The sequence below is a fragment of the Actinomyces weissii genome, from assembly GCF_016598775.1.
Lineage (GTDB): Bacteria > Actinomycetota > Actinomycetes > Actinomycetales > Actinomycetaceae > Actinomyces > Actinomyces weissii.
Map to the genome: position 1 here is coordinate 1,088,400 of NZ_CP066802.1, position 25,492 is coordinate 1,113,891.

21 protein-coding genes and 2 tRNA genes are annotated in these 25,492 nt (G+C 71.5%); 12 read left to right on the plus strand and 11 right to left on the minus strand.

What is annotated here, in order from left to right:
• Positions 1-77: 77 nt before the first annotated feature.
• Entirely contained in the window at positions 78-983 is a 906-nt protein-coding gene (gene ypfJ, locus JG540_RS04490) for a KPN_02809 family neutral zinc metallopeptidase (RefSeq protein WP_200277600.1), read from the minus strand.
• Positions 984-1,196: 213 nt separating this feature from the next.
• Between ypfJ and JG540_RS04495 the strand changes: the two genes are divergently transcribed.
• Positions 1,197-2,243 (plus strand): quinone-dependent dihydroorotate dehydrogenase, encoded by a 1,047-nt coding sequence (locus tag JG540_RS04495; RefSeq protein ID WP_200277602.1) that lies wholly within the window; start codon positions 1,197-1,199, stop codon positions 2,241-2,243.
• A 64-nt stretch (positions 2,244-2,307) separates the two neighbouring features.
• On the opposite strand, the gene JG540_RS04500 is transcribed toward JG540_RS04495, so the two are convergent.
• On the minus strand, positions 2,308-2,925 hold the full coding sequence (locus tag JG540_RS04500; RefSeq protein ID WP_234042911.1) for a DUF3043 domain-containing protein: 618 nt from the start codon (positions 2,923-2,925) through the stop codon (positions 2,308-2,310).
• Between the two features lie 40 nt (positions 2,926-2,965).
• Between JG540_RS04500 and JG540_RS04505 the strand changes: the two genes are divergently transcribed.
• Complete coding sequence (locus tag JG540_RS04505) at positions 2,966-4,357, plus strand: dipeptidase (protein ID WP_200277604.1); 1,392 nt, start codon at positions 2,966-2,968, stop codon at positions 4,355-4,357.
• A complete protein-coding gene (locus tag JG540_RS04510; protein ID WP_200277606.1) occupies positions 4,354-5,580 on the plus strand; it encodes a glycerate kinase in 1,227 nt (408 codons plus the stop codon). Before JG540_RS04505 ends, JG540_RS04510 begins: the two co-directional genes overlap by 4 nt.
• A 13-nt stretch (positions 5,581-5,593) precedes the next feature.
• Here the strand turns inward: JG540_RS04510 and JG540_RS04515 are convergent, their stop codons facing one another.
• Positions 5,594-6,607, minus strand: a complete 1,014-nt coding sequence (locus JG540_RS04515) for a LacI family DNA-binding transcriptional regulator (RefSeq protein ID WP_200277608.1) — start codon at positions 6,605-6,607, stop codon at positions 5,594-5,596.
• Positions 6,608-7,000: 393 nt separating this feature from the next.
• Between JG540_RS04515 and JG540_RS04520 the strand changes: the two genes are divergently transcribed.
• Positions 7,001-8,293 carry a deoxyguanosinetriphosphate triphosphohydrolase gene (locus JG540_RS04520; protein WP_200278092.1) on the plus strand — a complete coding sequence of 431 codons (1,293 nt, stop codon included), beginning with the start codon at positions 7,001-7,003 and terminating at the stop codon, positions 8,291-8,293.
• 41 nt (positions 8,294-8,334) lie between these two features.
• Positions 8,335-10,365, plus strand: coding sequence for a DNA primase (gene dnaG, locus JG540_RS04525; RefSeq protein ID WP_200277609.1), 2,031 nt, complete (start codon positions 8,335-8,337; stop codon positions 10,363-10,365).
• A 266-nt stretch (positions 10,366-10,631) separates the two neighbouring features.
• On the opposite strand, the gene def is transcribed toward dnaG, so the two are convergent.
• A complete protein-coding gene (def, locus tag JG540_RS04530; protein ID WP_200277610.1) occupies positions 10,632-11,123 on the minus strand; it encodes a peptide deformylase in 492 nt (163 codons plus the stop codon).
• Between the two features lie 64 nt (positions 11,124-11,187).
• On the opposite strand from def, the gene JG540_RS04535 reads away from it, so the two are divergent.
• The 4 genes from JG540_RS04535 (at position 11,188) to JG540_RS04550 (ending at position 14,298) form a co-directional block, all read left to right on the plus strand.
• A complete protein-coding gene (locus tag JG540_RS04535; RefSeq protein WP_200277611.1) occupies positions 11,188-11,763 on the plus strand; it encodes a hypothetical protein in 576 nt (191 codons plus the stop codon).
• Between the two features lie 91 nt (positions 11,764-11,854).
• Positions 11,855-11,929: transfer RNA gene (locus JG540_RS04540), tRNA-Asn, on the plus strand.
• Between the two features lie 899 nt (positions 11,930-12,828).
• On the plus strand, positions 12,829-13,329 hold the full coding sequence (locus JG540_RS04545) for a DUF3145 domain-containing protein (RefSeq protein ID WP_200277612.1): 501 nt from the start codon (positions 12,829-12,831) through the stop codon (positions 13,327-13,329).
• Positions 13,330-13,365: 36 nt separating this feature from the next.
• The gene (locus tag JG540_RS04550; RefSeq protein WP_200277613.1) at positions 13,366-14,298 is read left to right on the plus strand and encodes a DUF7916 family protein; all 933 of its coding nucleotides are present in this window, start codon (positions 13,366-13,368) and stop codon (positions 14,296-14,298) included.
• A 64-nt stretch (positions 14,299-14,362) separates the two neighbouring features.
• On the opposite strand, the gene JG540_RS04555 is transcribed toward JG540_RS04550, so the two are convergent.
• The 6 genes from JG540_RS04555 to aceE all read right to left on the minus strand — a co-directional run bounded on the left by JG540_RS04555 (position 14,363) and on the right by aceE (position 22,027).
• Positions 14,363-15,595, minus strand: coding sequence for a beta-ketoacyl-[acyl-carrier-protein] synthase family protein (locus JG540_RS04555; RefSeq protein ID WP_200277614.1), 1,233 nt, complete (start codon positions 15,593-15,595; stop codon positions 14,363-14,365).
• Positions 15,596-15,599: 4 nt separating this feature from the next.
• Complete coding sequence (locus JG540_RS04560; protein ID WP_200277615.1) at positions 15,600-15,848, minus strand: acyl carrier protein; 249 nt, start codon at positions 15,846-15,848, stop codon at positions 15,600-15,602.
• A 159-nt stretch (positions 15,849-16,007) separates the two neighbouring features.
• The gene (locus tag JG540_RS04565; protein WP_200277617.1) at positions 16,008-17,042 is read right to left on the minus strand and encodes an ACP S-malonyltransferase; all 1,035 of its coding nucleotides are present in this window, start codon (positions 17,040-17,042) and stop codon (positions 16,008-16,010) included.
• Positions 17,023-18,207, minus strand: coding sequence for a PucR family transcriptional regulator (locus tag JG540_RS04570; protein WP_200277619.1), 1,185 nt, complete (start codon positions 18,205-18,207; stop codon positions 17,023-17,025). Before JG540_RS04570 ends, JG540_RS04565 begins: the two co-directional genes overlap by 20 nt.
• A gap of 124 nt (positions 18,208-18,331) precedes the next feature.
• Positions 18,332-19,009 (minus strand): hypothetical protein, encoded by a 678-nt coding sequence (locus JG540_RS04575; RefSeq protein WP_200277621.1) that lies wholly within the window; start codon positions 19,007-19,009, stop codon positions 18,332-18,334.
• 264 nt (positions 19,010-19,273) lie between these two features.
• A complete protein-coding gene (gene aceE, locus JG540_RS04580; protein WP_200277623.1) occupies positions 19,274-22,027 on the minus strand; it encodes a pyruvate dehydrogenase (acetyl-transferring), homodimeric type in 2,754 nt (917 codons plus the stop codon).
• A 296-nt stretch (positions 22,028-22,323) separates the two neighbouring features.
• Here aceE and JG540_RS04585 point away from each other — a divergent pair, with 296 nt between their 5' ends.
• The 3 genes from JG540_RS04585 to JG540_RS04595 all read left to right on the plus strand — a co-directional run bounded on the left by JG540_RS04585 (position 22,324) and on the right by JG540_RS04595 (position 23,528).
• Positions 22,324-22,728, plus strand: a complete 405-nt coding sequence (locus JG540_RS04585; protein ID WP_200277624.1) for a DUF3052 domain-containing protein — start codon at positions 22,324-22,326, stop codon at positions 22,726-22,728.
• A 32-nt stretch (positions 22,729-22,760) separates the two neighbouring features.
• Positions 22,761-22,833: transfer RNA gene (locus tag JG540_RS04590), tRNA-Val, on the plus strand.
• A gap of 80 nt (positions 22,834-22,913) precedes the next feature.
• Positions 22,914-23,528: a hypothetical protein gene (locus JG540_RS04595; RefSeq protein WP_200277625.1), complete on the plus strand. Its 615-nt coding sequence runs from the start codon at positions 22,914-22,916 to the stop codon at positions 23,526-23,528.
• A 232-nt stretch (positions 23,529-23,760) separates the two neighbouring features.
• Here the strand turns inward: JG540_RS04595 and JG540_RS04600 are convergent, their stop codons facing one another.
• Positions 23,761-25,290, minus strand: a complete 1,530-nt coding sequence (locus JG540_RS04600) for a catalase (RefSeq protein ID WP_325133408.1) — start codon at positions 25,288-25,290, stop codon at positions 23,761-23,763.
• Between the last annotated feature and the right edge of the window lie 202 nt (positions 25,291-25,492).

A 25,492-nucleotide genomic window follows, 5' to 3' on the forward strand; every position in this document is an offset into this window, starting at 1 on the left:
CCTGAGGCCGCCGTAGGGCTCTGGGCAGCGGGCGCTGGCTGGGGCGGCTGGATCAGCTCAGCTCGCGGGGGCCCGGCTCACAGGTCGCGGGCATCCACCGAGAAGGTGTCGCACTGGAGCAGGTCGCCGTGCTCCATGCCCTGGGTGAACCAGCGCACCCGCTGCTCGGAGGAGCCGTGGGTCCAGGAGTCGGCGTCGATCCGTCCGGTGGAGCGCTTCTGGATGTGGTCGTCACCGACGGCGGCCGCCGCGTCCAGGGCGGTCTGGATCTCCTGCTGGTTGGGCTTGACCAGGAAGGGCTCACCGGTCTCTGCGTCCGGGGTGGAGGAGGCGTAGTGCACCCACACCCCGGCGTAGCAGTCCGCCTGCAGCTCGGTGCGCACCGAGTCGGAGTCTGCGCCGCTGCGGGAGCGGTTGGTGCGGCTCATGACCCCGAGCTGGTTCTGGATGTGGTGGCCGAACTCGTGGGCCACGATGTACTCCTCAGCCAGCGGCGAGTCCTTGGCTCCCAGGGTGCCTTCCATCTGGGAGAAGAAGCTCATGTCCAGGTAGACCGTGGAGTCGGCCGGGCAGTAGAAGGGGCCCACCGCCGCGGAGGCGTTGCCGCAGGCGCTGCTCACGTGGGAGCCGTCCCACAGCACGAAGTCGGGCTGCTGGTAGGCGGTGCCCGCCTGCGCGGGCAGCTGCGTGCGCCAGACGGCGTCCAGGGACTCGGCGGCGGCGATCATGCGGCACTGGGTGTACTTGTTGGCCGAGGCCCCCGTGGTGCACATGGAGGTGTCGATCCCGGAGGTGGTCTGCTGGGCTCCCTGCTGGGTGGGACCGGACACCAGGCCGGTCAGGTCCACGCCGGTCATCTGGGACAGGACCATGGCGGCGATCAGCATCAGCACGGAGCCGCCCCCGATGGCGGCGCCACGGCCCCCGGTGGAGCGGGTACGCACCCGGTCAGGGTCGAGCTGGACTCGGTTGTTGAAGGACATTGGAACCTCTGGGTGTCTGTGGTGCAGGAGGAGCCTGGGGCCGGGTCTTCGGCCAGGAGGCCTTATTCAGGTGATCACGCTCAGGCGGGCAGGTCAGGTGGTCGTGGTCAGCAGGCCGTGGCGCGGCAGGGCCTGCGGCGGACAGGGCCTGGGCACCAGACTAGCCGCAGACAGGGCGCGCAGCCGACAGGCCAGGCAGGTACCGTGTGCCCCGTGATCTACGACCTGGTGTACAAGACCGTCTTCACCCGCCTGGACCCCGAGCTCATCCACGACCTGGCCATGGGCGTGATCGAGTACAGCGCCAAGGTGCCCCTCCTGCGGGACGTGGTGCGCCAGGCCGTGGGGCGCCGTCCCTCGATCCCGGTGCCCTCCGAGAACCAGGGCGGGCCCTTCGCCCGGCCGGTGCCCGGCGTCCTGGGCCTGGCCGCGGGTGTGGACAAGGAAGGGCGCGCCATCGAGGGCCTGGACATGCTGGGCTTCGGCTTCGTGGAGGTGGGTACCTTCACGGCCCGCCCCCAGCCCGGCAACGACAGGCCCCGCATGTGGCGCTACCCGCGCACCCGGGCCATCCGCAACCGCATGGGCTTCAACAACTCCGGGGCGGACGCCGCCGCTGCCCGCCTGCGCGCCCTGCGCTCCACCAGGCGGGGCCGGTCCATCGTGGTGGGCGCCAACATCGGCAAGACCAAGGTGACCCCGCTGACCGAGGCGGTGGCGGACTACGAGTACTCCGCCGCCCAGGTGGCCCGCTGGGTGGACTACCTGGTGGTCAATGTCTCCAGCCCCAACACCCCGGGCCTGCGCAGCCTGCAGGCGGTGGAGACCCTGCGTCCGATCCTGCTGGCGGTGCGGGCCGCCGCGGACCGCGCCGCCCGCCGTCACGTCCCGCTGCTGGTGAAGATCTCCCCCGACCTGAGCGACCAGGACGTGGACGCCGTCGCCGACCTGGTACTGGACCTGGGCCTGGACGGGGTGGTGGCCACCAACACCACCATTGACCACGACCTGGGGGAGGGGGGCCTGTCCGGGGCGCCGCTGCTGCCCCGCTCCCTGGAGGTGGTGCGCCGCCTGCGCAACCGCCTGGGGGAGTGGCCCACGATCATCGGTGTGGGCGGGATCTCTTCGATCCTGGACGCCGAGCTGATGCTGGACGCGGGCGCGGACCTGCTGCAGGCCTACACCGCCTTCATCTACAACGGCCCGGCCTGGCCGGGGCGCCTGAACCGGGCCCTGTCGCGGGTGCGCCGCCGGCCCTAGGCGGATGGCGGCGGCCCTAGGCCGGGGCCCTGTCTAGGCGGGGGGTCCAGGAGCCTGGGCAGGCTCACTTCGGGTACTCGCCCCGCGCGACCATGGCCTTGGGGGAGCGCCACCGGCGCAGGTTGAAGCAGCGCATGAAGCTGTACCAGAACACGGAGCCCTCAGCCCGCACCTTGTCCTTGCCGAACTTGGCCTCCAGCCTGCGGCGCAGGCGCAGGGAGCAGACCACCGCGTCGATGATCGAGGACAGGAAGACCACGTAGATCGCCACCAGCACGACGGCGTTGGCCACCGCGGCCTGCCGCACGAAGGACAGCGCCAGGCTGAAGGTCAGCAGCAGGAAGGAGGCGGGCACGAATATCTCCCCGATCGAGTAGCGGGCGTCGATGTAGTCTCGCATGTAGCGCTTGACCGGGCCGCGGTCCTTGAGCGGGTAGTAGCGCTCGTCGCCGGTGGCCAGGGCGTCCTGCTGGCGGCGCCAGGCCTCGTCCCGCTTGGCCCGGGCGGCCTGCTTGGCGGCCTTGCGGTCGGCGGGCACCACGGGACGCAGGCGGGCGGCCTCGGCGTCGCGGCGCTTGGGCGTGGGACGGCCCTTGCGGCCACCCTTGACGGGGGCCTGCTCAGGGGCGGGGGCGGCAGTGTCTTCAGTGCCTTTGGAGGAATCGCGCTTCAACCAGCTCACGGGGTGAGTGTAAGGGGCCGGGCGCGCTACCCTGAAAACCATGATCACCGTGCAGAGCGTGCGTGCCGCCGTCCAAGACCGTTTTCCCAGCATCGTCGCTGACCTGACCGAGCTGGTGGCCATCCCCTCCGTGTCCGCCGCCAGCCACGACCAGGCTGAGGTGGCCCGCTCCGCCGAGCACGTGGCCGCCCTGCTGCGTGACTCCGGCCTGGAGGCGGAGGTGCTCAGCGTCCCCGGCCCGGACGGTGTCCCTGGACGCCCGGCGGTCCTGGCCCACCGGGAGGGTCCCGCAGGCGCCCCCCGCGTGCTGCTGTACGCGCACCACGACGTCCAGCCGGTGGGTGACCCCGGCAAGTGGCGCCAGCCTGACCCCTTCACCGCCGTGCAGCGCGGTGAGCGCCTGTTCGGGCGCGGTGTCTCGGACGACGGCGCGGGAGTCATCACCCACGTGCACGCCCTGCGGCTGCTGGACGAGCTGGGCGAGGGCGAGCTGCCCTGCTCCGTGACCGTGTTCATTGAGGGGGAGGAGGAGGTCGGCTCCCCCTCCTTCGAGAGCTTCCTGCACACCTACCGGGAGCGCCTGGACTGCGACGTCATCATCGTGGCTGACTCCTCCAACTGGAAGGTGGGGGTGCCCGCCCTGACCACCTCCCTGCGCGGCGTGGTGCAGGTGGACGTGCGCCTGGACGTGCTGGACCACGCCCTGCACTCGGGCCAGTACGGCGGCCCCGTGCTGGACGCCGTGACCTCCATGTGCCGCCTGGTGGCCACCCTCCATGACGAGGCCGGGGACGTCACCGTACCCGGCCTGGTGTCCCGCCCGCAGGCCAGTGCGGACTTCCCGGAGTACCCGGAGGCTGACTTCCGGGCCGATGCCGGGGTGCTGGACGGCGTGGAGCTGGTGGGCACCGGTGACCTCACCGCCCGCCTGTGGACCAAGCCCACGCTGACCGTGATCGGCATGGACGTGACCCCTTTGAGCCTGGCGGGCAACGTGCTGGCCCCCAGCTGCACCGCGCGCCTGTCCATGAGGGTCGCCCCGGGGCAGGACCCGCGCGCCGCCCTGGAGGCCCTGACCCGCCACCTGGAGGCCCACGTGCCCTTCGGGGCCCGTATCACCGTCAGCGAGGGGGAGGCCGGACCTGCCTTTGACGGCTCCGCCAGCGGCCCGGCCGGCCAGGCCGCCCACTGGGCGCTGAGCGAGGCCTTCGGCACCGGCTGCGTGGAGATCGGCCAGGGTGGTTCCATCCCCTTCATCTCTACCCTCCAGGAGGTCTTCCCCCACGCCGAGGTGCTGGTGACCGGTATGGAGGACCCTGACACCCGTGCCCACAGCGAGGACGAGTCCATGCACCTGGGGGACCTGGAGCGGGTGGTTGTCGGCGAGACCCTGCTGCTGGCCCGCCTGGGTGGCGCTGTCCCGGCCCAGTGAGGGTCCTGCTGGCCCCGGGGCCGCTGTGGCCCGAGCCGGGCGGGACCCCGCTGGTGGGCGCGGTGCCGGGACTGGCGGCGCCAGCGGTAGCGCAGGCGCTGGCCGTAGGCTGGCATGAGGCCCGCCCGGCTGACGAGCTCACCCTCCTGCCCCTGGGTGACGGCGGCCCCGGCAGCGCCGCCACCCTGCCCGCCAACCTGGTGGAGGACCGTCTGTGGCTGCGGGCGGCCGACCCGTTGGGGCGGGCGCAGGAGGTCTCCCTGCTGCGTCTGCGGGCCCCCGGCCCGGCAGGTGCCGGGCTGCCGGTCGGCCCTGGGCTGCCGGTCCACCGCTACGGCGGGGCCCAGGCCCCGGTGTGGTTCCTGGACGCCGCCAGCCTCACGGCCCTGCCCGCCGACCGGTCCCTGGCAGGGCGCCATGCCCGCCAGGGCAGCAGCCGGGGGCTGGGGGAACTGCTGCTGCAGGCCCTGGAGCAGGCCGGTTCCGGTGCCACCCTGGTGGTGGGGCTGACCCGCACGGCCCTGCACGACGGCGGTGCCGGCCTGCTGGAGGCCCTGGGCGGCCTGCCACAGGCCCGGGAGCATCTGCGGCGCTGCCACGTGGTCCTGGCCCTGGGCGACGAGCTGCCCCTGGGGGGCCTGTCCGGGGCGGGGGCCAGCCTCCCGCAGGTCACCGACCTGGACCAGGCGCAGGCCCAGGAGCTGGACCGGCGCTGCGGGGCCCTGGCCCGGGCCCTGTGCCGCCAGCAGGACCAGCAGCCCGGCCGCCTGCTGCCGGTGGCCGGGCAGCGCCCGCAGCCGCTGTCCGCCACCAGCTGGGGCACGGGGGCTGCCGGGGGCGCGGCCCTGGCCCTGCGCCTGGCCGGTGCCAGTGCGGCGCCCGGGGCCCAGGTACTGGGCCGGCTGTGCGGACTGGGGGCCGCCGTCGAGAACCAGGACCTGTGCCTGGCGGCTACCGGCAGCCTGTACACCCTGGGTTCCAGCCCTACCACGGTGCTGCTGGGGCAGCTGGCCCAGCAGCAGGCGCTGCCGTTGGTGCTGGTGGCGGGCCGCTGCCGGGTACCCCGCACCGAGCTGGCCGAGGGCGGCGTCGTCAGCGTCTACGAGCTGGAGTCCCTGCCGGGGCTGCAGCCGCCGGTCCCGTGGGAGCGTCTGGGCACAGGGGTGCTGGAGCAGCGTCTGCAGCAGCTGGGTGGGCGCCTGGCCCGCAGCTGGTCGCGCTGAGGCGCGCCGTCCCTCAGTCCTTGGGGGCGACCGTGGTGGAGCCGCGCACCACCAGGTCAGGTTGGAAGAACAGCTCGGTTTCCTCCACCTTCTCCCCGCTGACCTGCGCCATCAGGCAGGCGACGGCGGCCCGGGAGATCGCGTCCACCGGCTGGCGCACCGTGGTCAGGGGCGGGTTCATCATCGGGATCAGCGGGGAGTCGTCGTAGCCGATCACGGAGACGTCCTCCGGCACGGACAGTCCCCGGGAGCGGGCCCCCTGGATGATGCCCAGGGCCAGTACGTCCGAGCCGCAGATTATGCCGGTGCAGCCCGCGTCCAGCAGCTGCTGGGCGGCACTGACCCCTGACTCGTAGGTGAACAGGCTCTCCACGGTACGCAGCGGCTCGTCGGGGAGCAGCTCGCACATGGTGCGCGTGTATCCCTCCAGCTTGCGCTTGGCCGGGACCATCCGGTTGGCCCCCATGGCCAGGCCGATACGCCGGTGCCCCAGGGAGAACAGGTGGCGCACCCCCATGCTCGCGGCGGCGGCGTCGTCAGTGGTGAAGCCGGGGGAGCGCAGGCCGGCGGTGTTGCCGTTGACGGTGACGATCGGGATGCCTCGCTCGCGCAGGCGCTCGTAGCGGGTCAGGTCGGCAGTGGTGTCCGCGTGGCGTCCGGAGACGAAGATGATCCCGGCGACCGACCGCTCCATGAGCATGGCTATGTACTCGTCCTCGCTGGTGGCTCCCGGGTGCTGGGTGCACAGCAGGGGGGTGTGCCCGTCGGCGGCCAGGATCTGCTCGATCCGTTGGGCGAAGATCGGGAAGATCGGGTTGGACAGCTCCGGGATTATCAGGCCCACCAGGCCGCGGGAGGTGTCCTGCAGGCTGGCGGGCCGCTCGTAGCCCAGCAGGTCCAGGGCCACGAACACCTGCTGGCGGGTGGCGTAGGCGACGTTGGACTTGCCATTGAGCACGCGGGAGACGGTGGCGGTGGAGACGCCTGCCTGCGCCGCGATGTCAGAGAGCGTGATCCGCTGCGGCATCCTTAAGTTCTCCTCCCAGAAGCGGCACCGGCGGCGCGCGGGCGGTAGCCGCTCTGCCAGGTGCCGTGAACGGTTAGCGCACGGCACGCCTCCCACGGGTGCTTATACCTTTTAATGTAACGCGCTCCTGCAAAGCCTGCAAAGAAATGGGGTGGTGTTTGCAGTCGTTGTTAACGACGGCGGCTCCGGGGAGGGCGGTAGCGCCAGAAAGGCTTGTCCTGCTTGTGAGGAGATAGCGGGGTGCTCAGAGCTGTTTGCAGGGCGGCACGGTGAGATGCAAGATCCTGACGTGTCTTGCGGGCCCGTGGTGAAACCGGTGCAGGCCGCTGCCTGCGGTACGGTGAGCCCATGCCGGAGACCTGCCCACCAGCCGGGCTGTACCCCACCGGGCCCATGGACGAGCTGGCTAACGAGCCCGCTGACTCCCTGCGCGGCTACGGCCCCGCCGACGTGGCCCGCTTCCAGCCCGAGCCCCCCAAGTCCGTCAGCCGCACCCCCTTCGAGCGGGACCGGGCCCGTGTCCTGTACTCCTCGGCCCTGCGCAGGCTCGGCGCCAAGACCCAGGTGCTAGGGCCCGGGGCCGACGACTTCGTGCGCACCCGACTGACCCACTCCCTGGAGGTGGCCCAGGTGGGACGGGCCCTGGGGCACGCCCTGGGCTGCGACCCGGACGTCGTCGACGCCGCCTGCCTCTCCCACGACCTGGGCCACCCGCCCTTCGGCCACAACGGGGAGAAGGCGCTGGACGCCCTGAGCCAGGACATCGGCGGCTTCGAGGGCAACGCCCAGACCTTCCGCCTGCTCACCCGCCTGGAGCCCAAGACCCTGGACCCCCAGGGTCGCTCCGTGGGGCTGAACCTGACCCGCGCGAGCCTGGACGCGACCTGCAAGTACCCCTGGCGGCAGGGCCAGGGGCCAGGCGGGCCCCAGGGCAAGAGCGCCCGCAAGTACTCCGTCTACGACGCCGACGCCGAGGTCTTCACCTGGATGCGGCAGGGAGCCCCCTGGGGCCGCGCCTGCGTGGAGGCCCAGATCATGGACTTCTCCGACGACGTCGGCTACTCCGTGCACGACGTGGAGGACGCCATCGCCCTGGGGCGCATGGACCCCGCCGCCCTGACCCGGGACGCTGAGGTCGAGGCCCTGCTGGACGACCTGCAAGGTTGGTACAAGCCCTGCACCAGCCGCGACGAGCTGGGGGCTGCCTGGCAGCGGCTCATGGCGGACCCCGCCTGGATCAGCAGCTTTGACGGCTCCCTGGCGGACCAGGCCCGCCTCAAGAACCTCACCAGCCAGGTCATCGGGCGCTTCGTCTCCGCCGTCGCCGCCGCCACCCGGCAGGCCTACGGGCAGGGCCCCCTGACCCGCTACGAGGCCGAGCTGGTGGTCCCGGAGCAGACCGCCGCCGAGATCCTGGTGCTCAAGGGCGCGGCCGTGCGCTATGTCATGGCGCCCCGTGAGCACGAGCCCACCTACCTGCGCCAACGCACCCTGCTCTTCGACCTGGCCGACGCCCTCATGGACAACCGCGGCCGCGACCTGGACCCGGTGTTCCGCGAGCTGTGGGAGCAGGCCGACGGCGAGGCCGGGCGGCGCCGCGCCGTCATCGACCAGATCGCCTCCCTGACCGACACCTCTGCCCAGCAGTGGCACGCCCGCCTGTGCGGGCTCTTCTCCCAGGTCTGACTCCGGCCGGGCGGCGCCGGCGCCTCGCCTAGTATGGGCCCGTGGCCGGAAGGATCAAGCGGGAGGACATCGAGGCGGTCCGCGAGCGCGCGCGCATCGAGGACGTCGTCGGGGAGCACCTGACGCTCAAGAGCGCGGGCGTCGGCTCCCTCAAGGGCCTGTGCCCCTTCCACGACGAGCGCACCCCCTCCTTCAACGTCCGCCCCCAGCTGGGCCTGTGGCACTGCTTCGGCTGCGGCGAGGGCGGGGACGTCATCGACTTCGTGCAGCGCGTCAACCACCTGTCCTTCTCCGAGGCCGTGGAGCTGCTGGCGGGCCGCACCGGCGTCCAGCTGCGCTACGAGGAGGGCGGGCAGGTCACCAGAGGCATCGAGCCGGGCACCCGCCAGCGCCTGCTGGACGCCAACCGGCTCGCCGAGGCCTGGTTCCACGAGCAGCTGGCCAGCCCGGCCGGCCAGGCCGGACGCGACTTCCTGACCTCCCGGGGCTTCACCCAGTCCCACGCCGCCCGCTACCGCCTGGGCTACGCCCCACCCGGCTGGGACCAGCTGTGCAGCTTCCTGCGCTCCAAGGGCTACACGGAGGCCGAGCTGGTGGACTCCGGCCTGGCCAGCACCGGGCGCAGCGCCAACCGCGTCTACGACCGCTTCCGCGACCGCCTCATCTGGCCGATCCGGGACATCACGGGTGCCACCGTGGGCTTCGGGGCCCGGCGCATGTCCGAGGATGACCAGGGGCCCAAGTACCTCAACACCCCGGAGACCCCGATCTTCCACAAGGGCCAGGTGCTCTACGGGCTCGACCTGGCCAGGCACGCGATCGCCGAGCAGCACCGGGTGGTGGTGGTGGAGGGCTACACCGACGTCATGGCCGCCCACGCCTCCGGGGTCACCACGGCCGTGGCCACCTGCGGCACGGCCTTTGGGGAGGGGCACACGCGCATCGTCCGCCGTCTGCTGGGGGACAGCGCCGACCCGGCTGCCGGGGTCATCCTCACCGGGGCCCGGGCGCGCGGCGGGGAGGTCATCTTCACCTTCGACGGCGACGCGGCCGGGCAGAAGGCCGCCATGCGGGCATTCGCGGAGGACCAGAACTTCGCCACCCAGACCTTCGTGGCGGTGGCCGAGTCGGGGATGGACCCCTGTGACCTGCGCCTGGCCCACGGGGAGGAGGCTATCCCCGCCCTCATCGAGTCCCGCCAGCCCCTGTTCGAGTTCGTGATCCGTACCGCCCTGGCCGACCTGAACCTCTCCACCCCCGAGGGGCGGGTCCGGGGCCTGCACGCCGCCGCTCCCGTGGTGGCGGGCATCCGTGACTTCGCCCTGCGCCGTGAGTACACGCGCGCCCTGGCAGGCTGGCTGGGGATGCCCGAGCGCGACGTCGTCATGGAGGTGCGTTACGCCCAGCAGCACGCTGGGCGGCCCGGGGCCCGGGCTGGCGGAGGGCGGATCGGGGAGCAGCAGCGGGGGGCCCCGGAGCCCGGGGAGGTCCCGCGCGGCTCGGTGCTGCCCGACGCCGCCGACCCCGTGATCCGCATGGAGCGCGACGTGCTGGCGGTCATGCTGCAGATGCCAGGGCACGCCGAGGACGCTGGTGCGGACGACCTGGACCCGGAGGGCTTCACCCAGCCGGTCCACCGGGCCGTGTTCGAGGCCGTCCTCGCCGCCGGGGGAGTCAGCCAGGTCCGCCTGCTCACCGCCCAGGCCCAGGAGGCCGGGGTGCCCAAGGAGCGGCTGACCATGACGGTCATCAACCACTGGCTCAAGACCATCCGGGCCGGGGCCGTCGGTGAGGTGGACCAGGCGGTCACCGAGCTGGCCGTGGTGGCCCTGCCTATCGCGGCGCGCCCCTCCAGGACCAACCCGGCCCTGCTGGAGGCGGACCGGGGGGCGGAGGAGGCCTACGCCCGCGGCGTGGTGCGCTCCTTCCAGCGAGTCAGCGTCACCCGGGCGCTGGCGGCCCTGCGCAGCGAGCAGCGGCGCACCGACCCGGGCAGCGAGCGCAACCGGGAGATCTTTGAACGGGTCGTGGCCCTGGAGGCGCAGCGGGCCGCCCTCTCAGAGCGGGACTGACGGCGCTGGCGGTTGTCTAACGGGAGGTGGCGGGCCGGGGTGGGGTCCTTGGCTACCATCCGCACCGTTCGTTCCGCACCGCGCTCCCGCCAGCCCCGCCACGCCTGCGGCCCCCACTTCAGCCCACCGCACCCGGGAGGTACGGACCGGGCTGGCTGCCGACCGCCTTCGGCGTCGCTGGGGTGGCTAGACCTGGGGCGCTCCTGCCAGCGGCGTCGTCTGCCGTCGTCAGGAACGCCTGGCTAGGGTGAGGCTGACCCTGGCGCTCAGAGGCCCTGGGCGCGCAGCTCCTTCATGGCCTTGGCGCGGTTCTTGCGGTCCAGGCGGTCCAGGTAGAGGTGTCCCTCCAGGTGGTCGCACTCGTGCTGGATGCAGCGGGCCATCAGCTCCTCGCCCTCCAGGACGACCGGCTTGCCGTCCAGGTCTATGCCCTCAGCGCGCGCGTACCAGGCGCGCTCGGTGGGGAACCAGAGTCCGGGCACTGACAGGCAGCCCTCGTCGCCGTCCTGGTACTCGTCCTGGGAGACCTCCACCAGGCGGGGGTTGATGACGTAGCCGATCTCGCCGTCGATGTTCCAGGAGAAGGCTCGCAGACCCACCCCGATCTGGTTGGCGGCCAGGCCGGCGCGGCCGTCCTCGTCCACGGTCTCCAGCAGGTCCTCGACCAGGGACTTGACGGTGTCGTCGATATCCTTCACCCACTCGCAGGGGGTACGCAGAACTGGGTCGCCGATGATGCGGATCTCGCGGTAAGCCATGGTCACATCCTTTCACGCCCGCGGCGGCTCTTGCGTCCGGTGGCGCAGCAGATAGCGTTGAGCCGTGCCACTTTCCTCCTTGCTTCCCCGACGCCGGGGCCCCCGTCGTCGTCAGGCCCGTGTACCCGCCGAGGTCCTGGCGCTGGTTGAGGCCGGTCAGAAGGTGCTGGCCGCCGTGCCGGTGTCCCCCGACAGGACGCGCTGGGCGCTGGCCCTGACCGGCTCGCTGGCGCTGGTGGAGGGGGAGCGCCTGCAAGCCTGGGACTGGCACCAGGTGGACCGGGCCAAGTGGGAGGGGACGGAACGCGCCTTCACCCTGCGCTGGCTGGACCCGGAGCAGGCGGAGCTGGTCCTGGTGGTGCCAGAGGTGCTGGAGCTTTCGGGGGAGCAGGTCGACGTCGACCCCAACCCATTTGCCCGGGTGCTGCGGGAGCGGGTGGAGTCCGTGGTGGTGCACCGGGTCAGCGGCGAGCTGCCGGGTGTGGGGGTGGTGAGCGTCAGCGTGCGGCGCGGCCGGGACGGGGAGCTGCTCACGGCGGTCAGCGGGGTGCGTGCGGAGAGCCTCTCCGAGGCCGACCGGAAGGTGCTTGAGGAGCTCGAAAGGCGGGTCCGCGACGGTGTGGGCCTGCCCACAGAGTGACTTTGCGTTGCGAACACGGTGTTTTCTTGGCTGTGCGCGATTCGACGGCGGGCGGCGGGCTTGCTAGAGTTCAACCCGCGCCAAGACGCATTCCCGCGTAGCTCAATGGCAGAGCATCCGACTGTTAATCGGACGGTTAGTGGTTCGAGTCCACTCGCGGGAGCCACCCAGAGCCCCGGCCCGCCCGCCGGGGCTCTGGTCTTTTCTTTCCCTCCTTTATTCGCGAGACCGGGACATATGTACCGCGAGACCGGGACATATATACCGCGAGACCGGGACATATGGCTCACGAGATCGGTAAGGGTTGCCTTGCTTAGGTGGAGTGCGGGCTCGTGGCCAGGTGGTGCGGGTTGTGGGCGCGAAACCTTCGTGCCTTGGCTGTTGCAGATGTGCTGAGAGCTGTGGTGTGCGCGGCCGCGTAGTGGCCTTCGCGTCCTGGTAGTCGCGTGTTGCGCGCACGAGAGTGCTGGCTAGCGTGCGGGACGTTGGAGCTCCAACGGTTCTGGATTCATGGTGCTGGCGATGGCGGCGCCCTGTGTGCGCCGGGGGCGCCGTTGCAGGTCTAACGGGGGCCTGAGTGTTTGTCGGGAAGAAGGGTGTCGTGCCTGGAAACCTGTAATTGCAAGGGAAAGTCTCTGGCGGATGTTGGGGTGCGGGGCCTCGTGAGTGCAAGTGGGGCTTTGCTGGCCTCCGGCGCGAGTAGAGCTTTTGGGGGCAGGGGCTCCTGATCTGGGGCCTGCCTGCCCGGGAGGGTAAAAGGGGGTGGCAGGCGCAGGAAGTAGGCGGTGGGCTGGTTATAGGAGCTTCCCGTAGGGCAGCTGGTGGCCCAGGCTCAAGCTTGACGACGGCGCCGGTGGTCCTAACTTAGGGTCCCCTTACCGGTCTCGCGGTACATATGTCCCGGTCTCGCGGTAAAGGAGGGGGGTGTTAGGGGAGGGGGTGCTGGACCTGTGGGGGAATGGCAGGCACAATGTCCCTGCACGCCGCGAGCGTCATGCAGGCAGCCCAGCCGGTAATGAGGACGTTGGGGAAGACGACCCTCAAACCGACCAGGAGGCGATCTTCATGAACGGTGCCTACACCCGCGGTGTACTTTTCGTGCACTCAGCACCTCCCGCGCTTTGCCCGCATGTCGAGTGGGCTGCTGCGGAGGTGCTAGGCAGTCGTGTCCACCTGGACTGGATCGACCAGCCTGCCGCCCCGGGCATGCTGCGCGGCGAGTGCTCCTGGGTGGGGCGCGTCGGCACCGGCTCCAAGCTTGCCTCCGCCCTGCGCGGCTGGGCGAACCTCCGCTACGAGGTCACGGAGGAGGCCAGCCAGGGTGTCGACGGCAGCCGCTGGTCCCACACCCCTGACCTGGGCATCTTCCACGCCCAGACGGACGCCCACGGCAACGTCGTCGTTCCTGAGGACCGGGTGCGGGCCGCCCTGGAGCACGGCACCGACATGCTCGCCATGCGTCGCGCCCTGGACCTGGCCCTGGGGCAGGCCTGGGACGACGAGCTGGAGCCCTTCCGCTACGCCGGCTCCGGCGCCCCGGTGCGCTGGCTCCACCGCGTCGGCTGACGCGCGTCGGCCCAACCGCAGAAAGACGCCGCGGCTATGACACGCATCCTGGACCTGGGCCCGGCCACCCTGGCCGCCCTGCGCGGCACGGAGCTGGTGGACGCCGTCCGCCAGGCTGAGGGCCGCACCGTCGCCGCCGAGACCATCACCGCCGTGCCGCCCCTCCAGGACGGCTGCTCCAACCCCGAGCTTGCGGCGGCCTTCGGCGCGGACATCATCTGCCTGAACCTCTACGACGTCACCAGCCCGCAGGTCTGGGGCCTGCCCGACGCTGGCACGCCGGCGGCCGCCCCCACCGATTTTGGGGGGTTCCCTGCTGGCAGAGGCCGCACCGCAGGCGACGTCGCCCGCCGCACCGGACGGGTCGTGGCCGTCAACCTGGAACCGGTGGACCCGGCCCGCGCCAGCTTCCCGGCGGGCAGGCGCGCGACCGTGGACAACGCCCTGGCCCTGGCCGAACAGGGTGGGGCGGTGGCCGTGATCACCGGCAACCCTGGCACCGGCGTGACCATGGACGCGATCGTGCAGGCCACCTCCCAGATCCGGTCCGCCACCGGCGACCGTCTGGTGCTCTTCGCCGGGCGCATGCACGCGGCGGGCGCCGGTGAGGCCGTTATGACCGCCGACCACGTCCGGCGCCTGGCTGACGCCGGCGCCCACGGCGTGCTCCAGCCAGCCCCCGGCACCACTCCCGGCTCCTCCATGCAAGCCACCACGGAGCGGGTGGAGCTCGCTCAGGCCCGTGGCCTGCTGGTGTGGAACTCCATCGGCACCTCCCAGGAGGGCGCCAGCCGGGGCGTCATCGAGCGCATCGGCATGGACTCCAAGGCCTCGGGCGCGGACGTGCACCACATCGGGGACTCGGGCTACTTCGGGATCGCCCCGCCGGAGAACATCTACGCCTACTCCCTGGCGATCCGGGGGCGGCGCCACACCTGGCACCGCATGGCCCGCACCCAGGAGCGCTGACGGCCCAGCCAGCCCGTTCACCTCGGCAGGCACCAGCAGGCGGTCAGGCTGGCGCCGGGCCACCTCAACGACTGAAGGCCAGGGCCACGTTGTGCCCACCGAAGCCGAAGGAGGTGCTTACGGCCGCCTGCAGCCCCGGCGCCTCCCGGCCTCCTGGGCCGACGACGTCCAGGCCGGTGGCCAGCACCTGCGGGTCGATCCCGCCGGGCAGCAGGGTGGGCGGCAGCCAGCCCTCCTGCAGGGCCATGACCGTTAGGACCGCCTCCAGGCCGCCCGCCCCACCCAGCAGGTGCCCGGTGGCGGACTTGGTGGCGCTGACGGCGGCACCGGGCACGGTACGGGCCAGCACCTGCGCCTCCACGATGTCGCCCGCCGGGGTGGAGGTCGCGTGGGCGTTGACGTGCCCCACCTGCCGGGGCTCCAGGCCGCCGCGCTCCAGGGCCAGTCGCAGGGCCCGCTCCTGCTCGTGGCCCTGCGGGTCGGGGCGGGCGACGTCGTAGCCGTCCGCGGTCACGGCCGCTCCGGCCAGGCGGGCCAGCACGGTGGCGCCCCGGGCAGCCGCGTGCTCGGCGGACTCCAGCACCAGCACCCCGGCACCCTCACCCATGACGAAGCCGTCCCGGTCGGGGGCGAAGGGCCGGGAGGCGGTGCAGGGCTGCTCCTGGCGGGTGGACAGCGCCCGCATGGCGGCGAAGGCGGCGATGCTCATGGGGTGCAGGGCGGCGTCGGTGCCCCCGGCCACCACCACGTCAGCCCGGCCCAGGGCGATCAGGTCCGCCGCGTAGGCGATGGCCTCCCCTCCGGAGGCGCAGGCTGAGACGGGGGCGTGGCAGCCGCCGCGCGCGCCCAGCTCCAGGCTGACGGCCACCGCGGGCGCGTTGGGCATGAGGGCGGGCACCGCGGTGGGCAGCACCCGCCGGGGCCCCCTGTCCCGCAGGGCGTCCCAGGCCTGCATCACGCTGAGTACCGGCCCCATGCCGGGAGAGACGCTGACCGCCAGGCGCTGGCCGTCAACCGCGGGGGCACCGGCCTGCGCCCAGGCCTGGCGGGCGGCGAGCAGGGCGCACTGGCTGGAGCGGTCCAGACGGCGCAGCTCCTTGGCGCTCAGCAGCTCAGCCGGGTCACGGGCCAGGGGGGCTCCCAGCTGTACCGGCAGGGCGTGCTCCTGGACCCAGGCAGCGTCCAGGGGCCGCACGGCGCAGCGCCCCTCCCGCAGGGCCTGCCAGGTGCTGGGTACGTCCGCCCCCAGGGGGTTGACGGTGCCCAGCCCGGTGACGACGACCTCGGCGGCTGCCACGGGCTCAGGCCTGGGCGTCGCAGACCAGGTCGACCAGCTGGCCGACCGTGCCCAGCTTGGTGAGCAGGGAGTCCTCCAGGGTGATCGGGTAGCGCTCCTCGATCTGGGTGGCCACGGTCAGCAGCCCCAGGGAGTCGATGTCCAGGTCCTGGGCCAGGTCAGTGTCCCGGGTGATGGTTGAGGCCTCCACGCCAGCCTCCTCCGCCAGGATCTCGGTGACGACGGTCAGGACCTCGGTGGGGTCGGCAGGCATGGGGGCTCCTTGGGTGGGTGGCTGCGGTGGTGCCCGGCGGGCACGGGAGCATTGTCCCTCATCCGCGCCCGGCCTCGAGCACCTGGCGAGCTGGTGCTGCTGGTCGCCTGGGGCGGGCCTGCCTCTGGTAAGGGGGCTGCTTCGCCGTAGGGCCGTTCCTCAGGCGGCGGGGGCCCGCAGGCGCGTGACGGCGACCTGCGGCAGGTCGCGGCGGGCGAACCCAGCCAGCGTCCCGGCCGGTGCCAGCTCCACAGCCTGGGTCACCTCCAGGTCGGCCAGCCGCTGCTGCACCAGGTCCCAGCGCACCGGCGCGGTCAGGTGCGCCACCAGATCGGTGAGCAGGCGGGCGCTGGACCCGCCTGCCGGGTGCAGGGCGCCGGTGGCCTCGTCCACCACCGCGCGTTGCAGGGGCCGGTCGGGCAGCTCGGAGACGGCCTGGGCCAGTGCAGGTGCTGCGGGGGCCATCAGGGGGGTGTGGAAGGCCCCGGCCACCTCCAGGGTCACCGCCCGGGTGCCCGCAGGCAGCTTCAGGGACCTGAGGGCGCTGAGGGGGCCAGCCACCACCGCCTGGGTGGAGCAGTTGACGTTGGCCAGGCACAGCCCCGCCGTCTGGGCGGCGGCCACCACGGCCTCCCGCTCGCCCCCCAGCAGGGCGGTCATCCCGCTGGGCTCCTCGGCCGGGTCCTGGCAGCACCGGGCCATGGCCTGGCCGCGGACGGCGGCCAGCCGCACCGCCTCCAGCGGGCTCAGGGCCCCGGCCAGGGCCAGGGCGGTCAGGGCCCCCAGGGAGTGCCCGGCCACCACCTCGCTGTGCCCGCCAGGCCTTACAGCAGCACCACCACCCACTACGGCGGTGCCAGCCCCCACGGCAGCACCACCAACCACGCCGTTTCCGTCACCGCTCCCGGCTGGGTCTGGCGCAGCCAGCAGGTCGTGGTGCAGGGCGCTGGCCAGGGAGACCAGCACGATCAGGGGCTGGGCCACAGCGGTGTCACGGATCTCCTCAGCGGGGGCCTGGGTGCCCAGGCGCAGCAGGTCCAGGCCGGTGGCCTCGCTGGCCGCCCGGGCCAGCGCCAGCACCTGCTCGCCCGGCCCCGGCTCTCCGGTGCCCAGCCAGGGGGAGAGCATCCCCGGCTTCTGGGAGCCCTGCCCGGGGCACAGCAGCGCCAGCACCTCAGCTCCCGGCGGCGTCAAGACGCCCGATGATGATCGCCACGTGCAGCAGCAGCCCGTCCCGGGGGTCGGTGGGGTCCCAGCCGACCTGCTCCGTGACCCGCCCCAGCCGGTAGCGCACCGTGTTGGCGTGCACGAACAGGGCGCGGGCGGTGGCCTCCAGGCTGCGCCCGTGGGACAGGTAGGTGGCTACTGTCTCCTCAAAAGGCTCCCCCATCTCACGCAGCGGGGCATGCACCAGTGCCAGCAGCTGGGCGGGGGCCAGGGGGTCACCGGACAGCAGCCGCTCCGGCAGCAGCTCGTCGGCCCGCAGCGGGCAGCTGGCCTCCGGCCAGCCCGGCAGGGCCCGCAGCCCGGCCATGGCCGAGCGCAGCGACACCCCGGCCGCCGCCACCCCGGCGACCACCGGCCCGACCACCGCTGTCTGCCCGAGCTCAGCACCCAGGGCCACAGCGGCCTGGTCCAGGTGGGCCTCCAGGCTCAGGTCGGTGCGGGCGGCGTCGGTGGCCGACCTGGGGCCGCCCAGCACCACCAGCACCGAGTCGCCGCGCACGGAGACCAGGCAGTCCTCGGCCAGCACACGGCACTGGCGGCGCAGGTGGGACACGGCCAGGGCGTCCAGGGCGGTGCGGGCGGCGATCCCGACGGCGGGGCCGGTCCCGTGCCAGCCCGCGGTCCCGGCCCGGGTCTCAGCGTCCTGGGGGGAGTCGTGCAGCATGGCGTCCACCGCCACCGACTCCAGCCGCGCGTCCCAGGCCCCGCGCGCCTCTGCGGCCCGGGCGTACACCTGGGCGGCGGCGAAGCCGATGTCCCGGCCGAAGCGCAGCACCAGGATGCGCACGGAGTCCCGGTCCTGGGCGGGCACGACCTCGGGGAACTCCTCCTCCACCACGCTGACCACGGTGCGCACCAGGGACAGGGTCTGCTCCAGGGAGATCGTGCCGGTCAGGGCAGCCGGGGCCACGGAGAAGATCTGAGAGGGCTTGGTGGCGTTCTCCGGGTCCTCCACGGAGTCCACGAACATGGTCACGCCCATCCGGGAGACCGCCTCGATCTGGCGGCGGGAGGTCTCCGGCAGGGTGCGGTACCAGGGGTGGACCGCGCTGACACGGTCCAGGGAGTGCTCGACGATCTGGTGCTGCGCCTTGCGCAAGGCGGCTACTACGGGGGCGCTGAGGTCGGCCATGAGCCGATGGTACGCGGCGGCTTGTAGGAATACCCAAAGTGTCAGGAAGCGGGGTGTTGTCACGACGCCGCTGGGGTCAGCTGCGCCGCCTGCGGCGTACGTGCCTGCCCGCCTCCGCGGCGGCTCAGCAGTAGTTGTGGACGTGGACGGCGTACTCGGCGCGGGCCACCGTGTTGCCCAGGCCCTGGTCCTGCAGGTCGGGCTTGGTGCCCGTCCACAGGACGTAGCTGCCGGCGGCCTGCGGGCCGAGCCTGACGTGGTCCACGTTGTCCACCCAGACGGTGGTAGCCAGGCCGTTGACGATCAGGGTGTCAATGTCTCCCTCGACGATGACGACGGTGCCGCCCGCGTTGACCTCGACCGTCTGTGCACCGGCCTCCACCCGCACTATGTAGGCGCTGGTGTTGTCAAAGCTGTCCTCAACCGTGGTGTGCGGGGCGGCCGGGACGGTCTTGCCGACCATGCTCAGGGCCAGCTCCCGGCTGGTCTCGGGGGAGAGGTCTTCCGGGGAGACGGGCTGCCTGAGGTCCGCCGCCGTGCAGTGGGGGCCGCGTTCCACCTGCTGCTCTGCCGGGGCGGCGCCGTCCAGGTCCTCTGGGGCTGCGGGGTCCTCAGGTGCCTCCGGCTCGGCTTCCTGGCCCCCTGCCTGTGCGCCGTCACCGCTGGCGGGGGTGGGCACGGCGTCGACGGCGGGCGTCTGCGCGGGGCGGCCAGGGGTACAGGCGCCGAGCAGGGGCAGGACCAGAACCAGGGCCGTGGCCAGGGCGCGGCGGGCCGGGGGCAGAGGTGTCAGGGTAAGCACGTCTGAATCCTATAGGCAGCTCTTCTTCCGGGGCAGGCAGGCCGAGGTCCTGTCGGGGGGCGGGCCTGCGAGCAGGGCACGGGCCTGGGGGCAGGCCCGCGGCAGAAAAGCCCTGGCTGCCACCAGGTACCGCGGCTGCCAGCAGAGGGCCTGCCCGTGGCCGGGCAGCCCGCAGGCCCGGTGCCGGTACCGTCAGTGACGGCAGCCGACCCGGGCCTGCGGGGCGGGCGGCTCCCTTCAGGAGCGCCCGTGCCTGGCTGCTGCTCAGGCCTCACCACCGGTTGAGCCGGAGGTGCCCGCGTGTACGTTCTCCAGCTCGTAGAGGCTCAGCGCCTGGTCCAGCACCGAACGGTCCAGCCTGCCCTGACGCACCAGCGCCTGCAGGGCCTTGACCACCACCGAGTGCGCGTCGATCAGGAAGAAGCGGCGGGCTGCGGCACGCGTGTCGGAGAAGCCGAAGCCGTCCGCACCCAGGGTGTGGAAGTCGCCCGGCACCCAGGCACGGATCTGGTCCTGCACCAGGTGGTCGAAGTCGCTCGTGGCGATGTAGGGCCCCTGCACCTCCGAGAGCCTGCGGGTCAGGTAGGGGACCTGCCCGGCGGTGTCACCAGAGAGGAAGTTGGCCTTCTCAGCGGCCAGGGCCTCACGGCGCAGCTCGTTCCAGCTGGTCACGGACCAGGTGGAGGCGCGCACGCCCCAGTCCTGCAGCAGGATGTCGCGGGCCTCACGGATCCACGGCACACCCACGCCGGAGGCCAGCAGGGTGACCTCTGGGCCCTCACCGGCGGGGGCGTCGTCGAGCTTGTACAGGCCCTTGATGATGCCCTCCACGTCCACGCCCTCCGGCTCGGCGGGCTGGACGATGGGCTCGTTGTAGACGGTCAGGTAGTACATGATGTCGCGGTTGCGGCCCGAGTCGGGTCCGTACCAGCGCTCCAGGGCGTCACGCACGATGTGCCGGATCTCGTAGGCGTAGGCGGGGTCGTAGGTGACCACGGCCTCGTTGGTCCCGGAGATGAGCGGCGAGTGGCCGTCCATGTGCTGGGTGCCCTCACCGGCCAGCGTGGTGCGCCCGGCGGTGGCGCCCATGATGAAGCCGCGGGCCAGCTGGTCACCGGCGGCCCAGAACTGGTCCGCGGTGCGCTGGAAGCCGAACATCGAGTAGAAGATGTACACGGGGATCATCGGCTCGCCGTGGGTGGCGTAGCTGGTGCCAACCACCTGGAACAGGGCCGCGGAGCCCGCCTCGTTGATGCCGGTGTGCATGAGCTGGCCGGAGGTGGACTCCCGGTAGGACAGCATCATGTCGGCGTCCACCGGCGTGTAGTTCTGCCCCAGGGTGTTGTAGATCTTCTTGGTGGGGAACAGCGACTCCATGCCGAAGGTCCGCGACTCGTCCGGGATGATCGGCACGATGCGCCGTCCGACGCCCTTCTCCTTGAGCAGCTCCTTGAGCAGGCGCACGAAGGCCATGGTGGTGGCGACCTCCTGCTTGCCGGAGCCGGACTTGAGGATGTCGTAGGCCTTGTCTCCGGGCAGCTCCAGCTCCTTGCCGTGGTCGCGGCGCTCGGGTACGAAGCCACCGAGCTGGCGACGCCGCTCCAGCATGTACAGCAGCGCCGGGTCGTCGGCTGCCGGACGGTAGTAGGGCGGCATCTTGGGGTTGGCCTCCAGCTGCTCGTCCGTGACCGGGATGTGCAGCCGGTCGCGCAGGCCCTTGAGGTCCTCCAGGGTGAGCTTCTTCATCTGGTGGGTGGCGTTGCGCCCCGCGAAGTGCGTGCCCAGCATGTAGCCCTTGACCGTGTGGGCCAGGATCAGGGTGGGCTGGCCCTTGTGCTCCATGGCCGCCTTGTAGGCGGCGTAGACCTTGCGGTAGTCGTTGCCGCCACGCTGCAGGGCCCAGATCTCCTCGTCGGTCCAGTCCTTGACCAGGGCCGCGGTGCGGGGGTCGCGCCCGAAGAAGTGCTCACGCACGTAGGCGCCGTCATTGGCCTTGAAGGCCTGGTAGTCGCCGTCCAGGGTCTCCATCATCAGGTGCTCCAGGGCATGGTCCTTGTCAGCCGCCAGGAGCTGGTCCCAGCCGCGGCCCCACAGGACCTTGATGACGTTCCAGCCCGCGCCCTTGAACTGGGCCTCCAGCTCCTGGACGATCTTGCCGTTGCCGCGCACGGGGCCGTCGAGGCGCTGCAGGTTGCAGTTGACCACGAAGGTCAGGTTGTCCAGCTGCTGGTTGGCGGCCAGCTGGATCATGCCGCGGGACTCGGGCTCGTCCATCTCGCCGTCGCCCAGGAAGGCCCAGGTGTGCTGCTGGGAGGTGTCCTTGATACCAGCGCCCTGCAGGTACTTGTCGAACCAGGCCTGGTAGATGGCCTCCGCCGGGCCCAGGCCCATGGAGACGGTGGGGAACTCCCAGAAGTCCTCCATGCGGCGCGGGTGCGGGTAGGAGGGCAGGCCCCGACCCTCCTTGGGGTGGGAGTACTCCTGGCGGAAGCCGTCCAGGTCCGCCTCGGTCAGCCGCCCCTCCAGGAAGGCGCGGGCGTAGTTGCCGGGGGAGGCGTGGCCCTGGAAGAACACGTGGTCACCGCCGCCGGGGTGGTCCTTGCCCCGGAAGAAGTGGTTCATGCCCACCTCGTAGAGGGTGGCGGTGGAGGCGTAGGAGGAGATGTGCCCGCCCACGGCGACGCCGGGGCGCTGGGCGCGGGTGACCATCACGGCCGCGTTCCAGCGCAGCCAGCGGCGGTAGGTGCGCTCGGTGGCCTCGTCACCGGGGAAGTAGGGCTCGTCCTCCACGCTGATGGTGTTGACGTAGGGGGTGGCGGTCTGGGCCGGGACGGCGACGTTCTTGCGGCGCGCGTCAGCCAGCATGGACAGCAGGATGAAGCGGGCGCGGGGGGCGCCCTTCTCCTTGATCAGGGCGTCTAGCGAGTCGCGCCACTCCTTGGTCTCCTCGGGGTCGTTGTCGGTGACCTTGCTCAGGAGGCCGTCAATAAGCGGAGTGGAGTCACTGGTGGGGCTCACGGGTTCCTCGTTCCTCGCGTCGGTGCGGTGGATGGCCCGGCTGGGGCGCTGGCTATGACAGGGCCAAATCTACGGCCTGTGCTGGGGGAGTGTGGAGAAGTCGTCAGGAAGAAGGTCCTACCTCACGTGTGTTCTGACTCACGGAGCCTTGCTGGAGGGCAGCAGATGGCGCCTACGGGAGCGGCTGAGGCACTTGCGCGTGCGGCACCTGATGCGGTGGGCTTGTCCTATGCGGGCAACAACCGGTCAGCGCCCGCCCAGTTGGAGCCGGTGGGCTCGGAAGGATGGTGCGGGCAGTGGCTAGCACGGCAGGTGCGGCTTTGGGCTTCACCTCGGGGCAGGTCGTCCAGGAGTTCTGCTGGGACGAGGACGTAGACGAGGCCCTGCGCGCAGCGGTTGAGGCGGCCACGGGCACCGAGCTCGTGGACGAGGACTACGGGGACGTGGCCGACGGCGCCGTCGTGTGGTGGCGCGCGGACGACGGTGATGTGGATGATCTCACAGACCTGCTGGTGGACGCCCAGGCCAACCTGGACGGCGCGGGCGTGATCTGGGTGCTTACGCCCAAGGCACGCACCAAGGGCGCCGTGCCCGCCTCCGACGTCGAGGAGGCCGTGAGCACCGCTGGCATGCACGCCACCTCGGCCGCCTCGGTGGGAGAGCGCTGGAGCGGTATCCGGGTCACCAGCCGGGGGCGCTAGTATCTGTGCCGGTGGCCGTGCGCCGCCCTCAGGGACCTGTAGCTCAGCTGGTAGAGCAACGCGTTTACACCGCGTAGGTCGTCGGTTCGAGCCCGGCCGGGTCCACTCATCATCGCTGCCAGGCGTGCTGGCAAAGGCGCGCGCTCGCGAGCAGGGGCCGTGAGGGCTCAGGTAGGAGAACTGTGATGTCCTGGTGGGAGGTCCTGGGATGGACCGGCTCGGCGCTGGTAGTGCTCTCCCTGGTGGTGCCCAGCGTGTGGCGCTTCCGGGTGCTGAACCTTAGTGGCAGCCTGATAGCCACCGTCTACAACCTGGTCTTCGCGATCTGGCCCTACGCCGCCATGAACGCCGCCATCACCCTGATCGACGCCTACTGGCTGCTGCGGCTGCGCCGGGGAGGCGAGCAGCAGGTCTACGCGGTGTGCCCGGCGGAGCCTGGCTTTGCCCTGGTGGGACGCTTCGTGCAGCGGCACGGGGCCGGTATCAGCCAGGCCTTCCCGGGTTTCGATCCCGAGTCCCTGGCGGGGGCGCGCAGCTTCCTGACCCTGTGCGGCGACGAGGTGGTGGGCCTGTTCGCCTACGAGCAGCGCGGCAGCGTGGGGCACGTGCTCCTGGACTACGTCACCGACCGTTTCCGTGACCTCAAGCCCGGGCGGGCCCTCTACGCGGACCATTCGATCCGGGAGGGCGGGGTGCGCCAGCTGGTGGTGGCTGCCAGCGCGGTGCAGGACCAGCGCTACTTCGAGCAGCAGGGCTTCACCGCCACCGACGGCCTGCTGAGCCGCAGCCTGGCCGACTGAGACGAGCCCGGACTGGGCCTGCCTCTCTGCTGCCTCAGGGGGCCGGGTCCCTGCCGGGCGCATAACGGCCGGGGCGGCCTGGCTACGAAGCGTCAGGGGCGGCGCGGCGTCGTCGGCTGTCCTGCTGCAGAAAGCCCTGTTACTGAAATCTGCCCCGTGCCTGAAGCCCGCCCAGGAGGACGGTGGGGCGCCGGATAGCTCCGGCGCCCCACCGCTGCTACCTGCTAATGGGTTAGACAGGCAGCGCGACCAGCGGGTTGCCGAACATCGGGTCGGCCTCCTTGGAGGCCAGGGCCTCCTCCAGGTCCAGACCCAGGGCCTTGGCCACCCCGGCACCGTAGGCCGGGTCGGCGGCGTTGCAGTTACGGATGTGACGGAACTTCACGAACTGCGGCGCGTCGCCCATGGCGCGGGCGGTGTTGGCGAAGAGCCGCTCCTTCTCGTCCGAGGGCAGCAGGCGGAAGAGATTGCCGGGCTGCTCGAAGTAGTTCGCGTCGTCGGCGTGCATGTCCCAGAAGGCGGCGTCACCGTTGATGCGCAGCGGCGGCTCCATGAACTCCGGCTGGGCGGCCCACTGGCCGAAGCTGTTGGGCTCGTAGTGGGGCGCGGCGCCGTAGTTGCCGTCCACGCGACCGTAGCCGTCGCGGTGGTTGGAGCTCACCGGGCACTTAGCGGCGTTGACCGGGATCTGGTGGTAGTTGCCACCCAGGCGGTAGCGCTGGGCGTCGGCGTAGTTCACCAGGCGGGCCTGGAGCATCTTGTCCGGGCTGACGCCGATACCGGGAACCAGGTTGGAGGGGGCGAAGGCGGACTGCTCCACCTCGGCGAAGAAGTTCTCCGGGTTGCGGTTGAGCTCGAACTCGCCGACCTCGATCAGCGGGTAGTCGGCGTGCGGCCAGACCTTGGTCAGGTCGAAGGGGTGGTAGGGGACCTTCTCGGCCTCCTCCTCCGGCATGACCTGGATGTACATGGTCCACTTGGGGAAGTCGCCCCGGTTGATGGCCTCGAACAGGTCGCGCTGGTGTGACTCGCGGTCCTTGCCTACGAGGGCCTCGGCCTCCTCGTCGGTCAGGTTCTTGATGCCCTGCTGGGTGCGGAAGTGGAACTTGACCCAGAAGCGCTCACCCTCGGCGTTCCAGAAGGAGTAGGTGTGGGAGCCGAAGCCGTGCATGTGCCGGTAGGAGGCCGGGATGCCCCGATCGGACATGACGACGGTGACCTGGTGCAGGGCCTCCGGCAGCAGGGTCCAGTAGTCCCAGTTGTTGGTGGCGGAGCGCATGTTGGTGTGCGGGTCGCGCTTGACGGCCTTGTTCAGGTCCGGGAACTGGCGGGGGTCACGGATGAAGAACACGGGGGTGTTGTTCCCCACCATGTCCCAGTTGCCCTCCTCCGTGTAGAACTTCAGGGCGAAGCCGCGGATGTCGCGCTCGGCGTCGGCCGCGCCGCGCTCACCGGCCACGGTGGTGAAGCGGGCGAACATCTCAGTCTTCTTGCCGACCTCGGAGAAGATCTTGGCGCGCGTGTACCTGGTGATGTCGTGGGTGACGGTGAAGGTGCCGTAGGCGCCTGATCCCTTGGCGTGCATGCGTCGCTCGGGGATGACCTCGCGGACGAAGGAGGCGAGCTTCTCATTCAGCCAGACGTCCTGGGCGAGCAGGGGGCCGCGCGGGCCGGCAGTCAGGCTGTGGCGGTTGGTGGTCACCGGGGCGCCGAAGTCGGTCGTCAGGTGGCTGACGGGGCAGCCCATGGGTTCGTTAGGCATAAGTTATCTCCGATTCAGGTCCGATTGGGGTGTGTAATTAGTGTACCTGAGAGGTGACCACGTGTCATCTACTAGACGGGCCAGGAACCGCAAGAGATGACGGTGTTCTGCGTCATGCTGGCACGGTGGCACGGCGGGCTGCGGTGGGACCCGGCAAGGCAGGTCCCGGCCGGTCGGCTGCAGGCGGCGCCTGGTGCTGGGC

Bases quoted from the DNA above. Each gene is read 5' to 3' on its own strand.
- ypfJ (WP_200277600.1), bottom strand. From the start codon at position 983: ATGTCCTTCAACAACCGAGTCCAGCTCGACCCTGACCGGGTGCGTACC.
- JG540_RS04505 (WP_200277604.1), top strand. From the start codon at position 2,966: ATGATCACCGTGCAGAGCGTGCGTGCCGCCGTCCAAGACCGTTTTCCC.
- JG540_RS04515 (WP_200277608.1), bottom strand. From the start codon at position 6,607: ATGCCGCAGCGGATCACGCTCTCTGACATCGCGGCGCAGGCAGGCGTC.
- JG540_RS04520 (WP_200278092.1), top strand. From the start codon at position 7,001: ATGGACGAGCTGGCTAACGAGCCCGCTGACTCCCTGCGCGGCTACGGC.
- def (WP_200277610.1), bottom strand. From the start codon at position 11,123: ATGGCTTACCGCGAGATCCGCATCATCGGCGACCCAGTTCTGCGTACC.
- JG540_RS04545 (WP_200277612.1), top strand. From the start codon at position 12,829: ATGAACGGTGCCTACACCCGCGGTGTACTTTTCGTGCACTCAGCACCT.
- JG540_RS04550 (WP_200277613.1), top strand. From the start codon at position 13,366: ATGACACGCATCCTGGACCTGGGCCCGGCCACCCTGGCCGCCCTGCGC.
- JG540_RS04560 (WP_200277615.1), bottom strand. From the start codon at position 15,848: ATGCCTGCCGACCCCACCGAGGTCCTGACCGTCGTCACCGAGATCCTG.
- JG540_RS04570 (WP_200277619.1), bottom strand. From the start codon at position 18,207: ATGGCCGACCTCAGCGCCCCCGTAGTAGCCGCCTTGCGCAAGGCGCAG.
- JG540_RS04595 (WP_200277625.1), top strand. From the start codon at position 22,914: ATGTCCTGGTGGGAGGTCCTGGGATGGACCGGCTCGGCGCTGGTAGTG.
- JG540_RS04600 (WP_325133408.1), bottom strand. From the start codon at position 25,290: ATGCCTAACGAACCCATGGGCTGCCCCGTCAGCCACCTGACGACCGAC.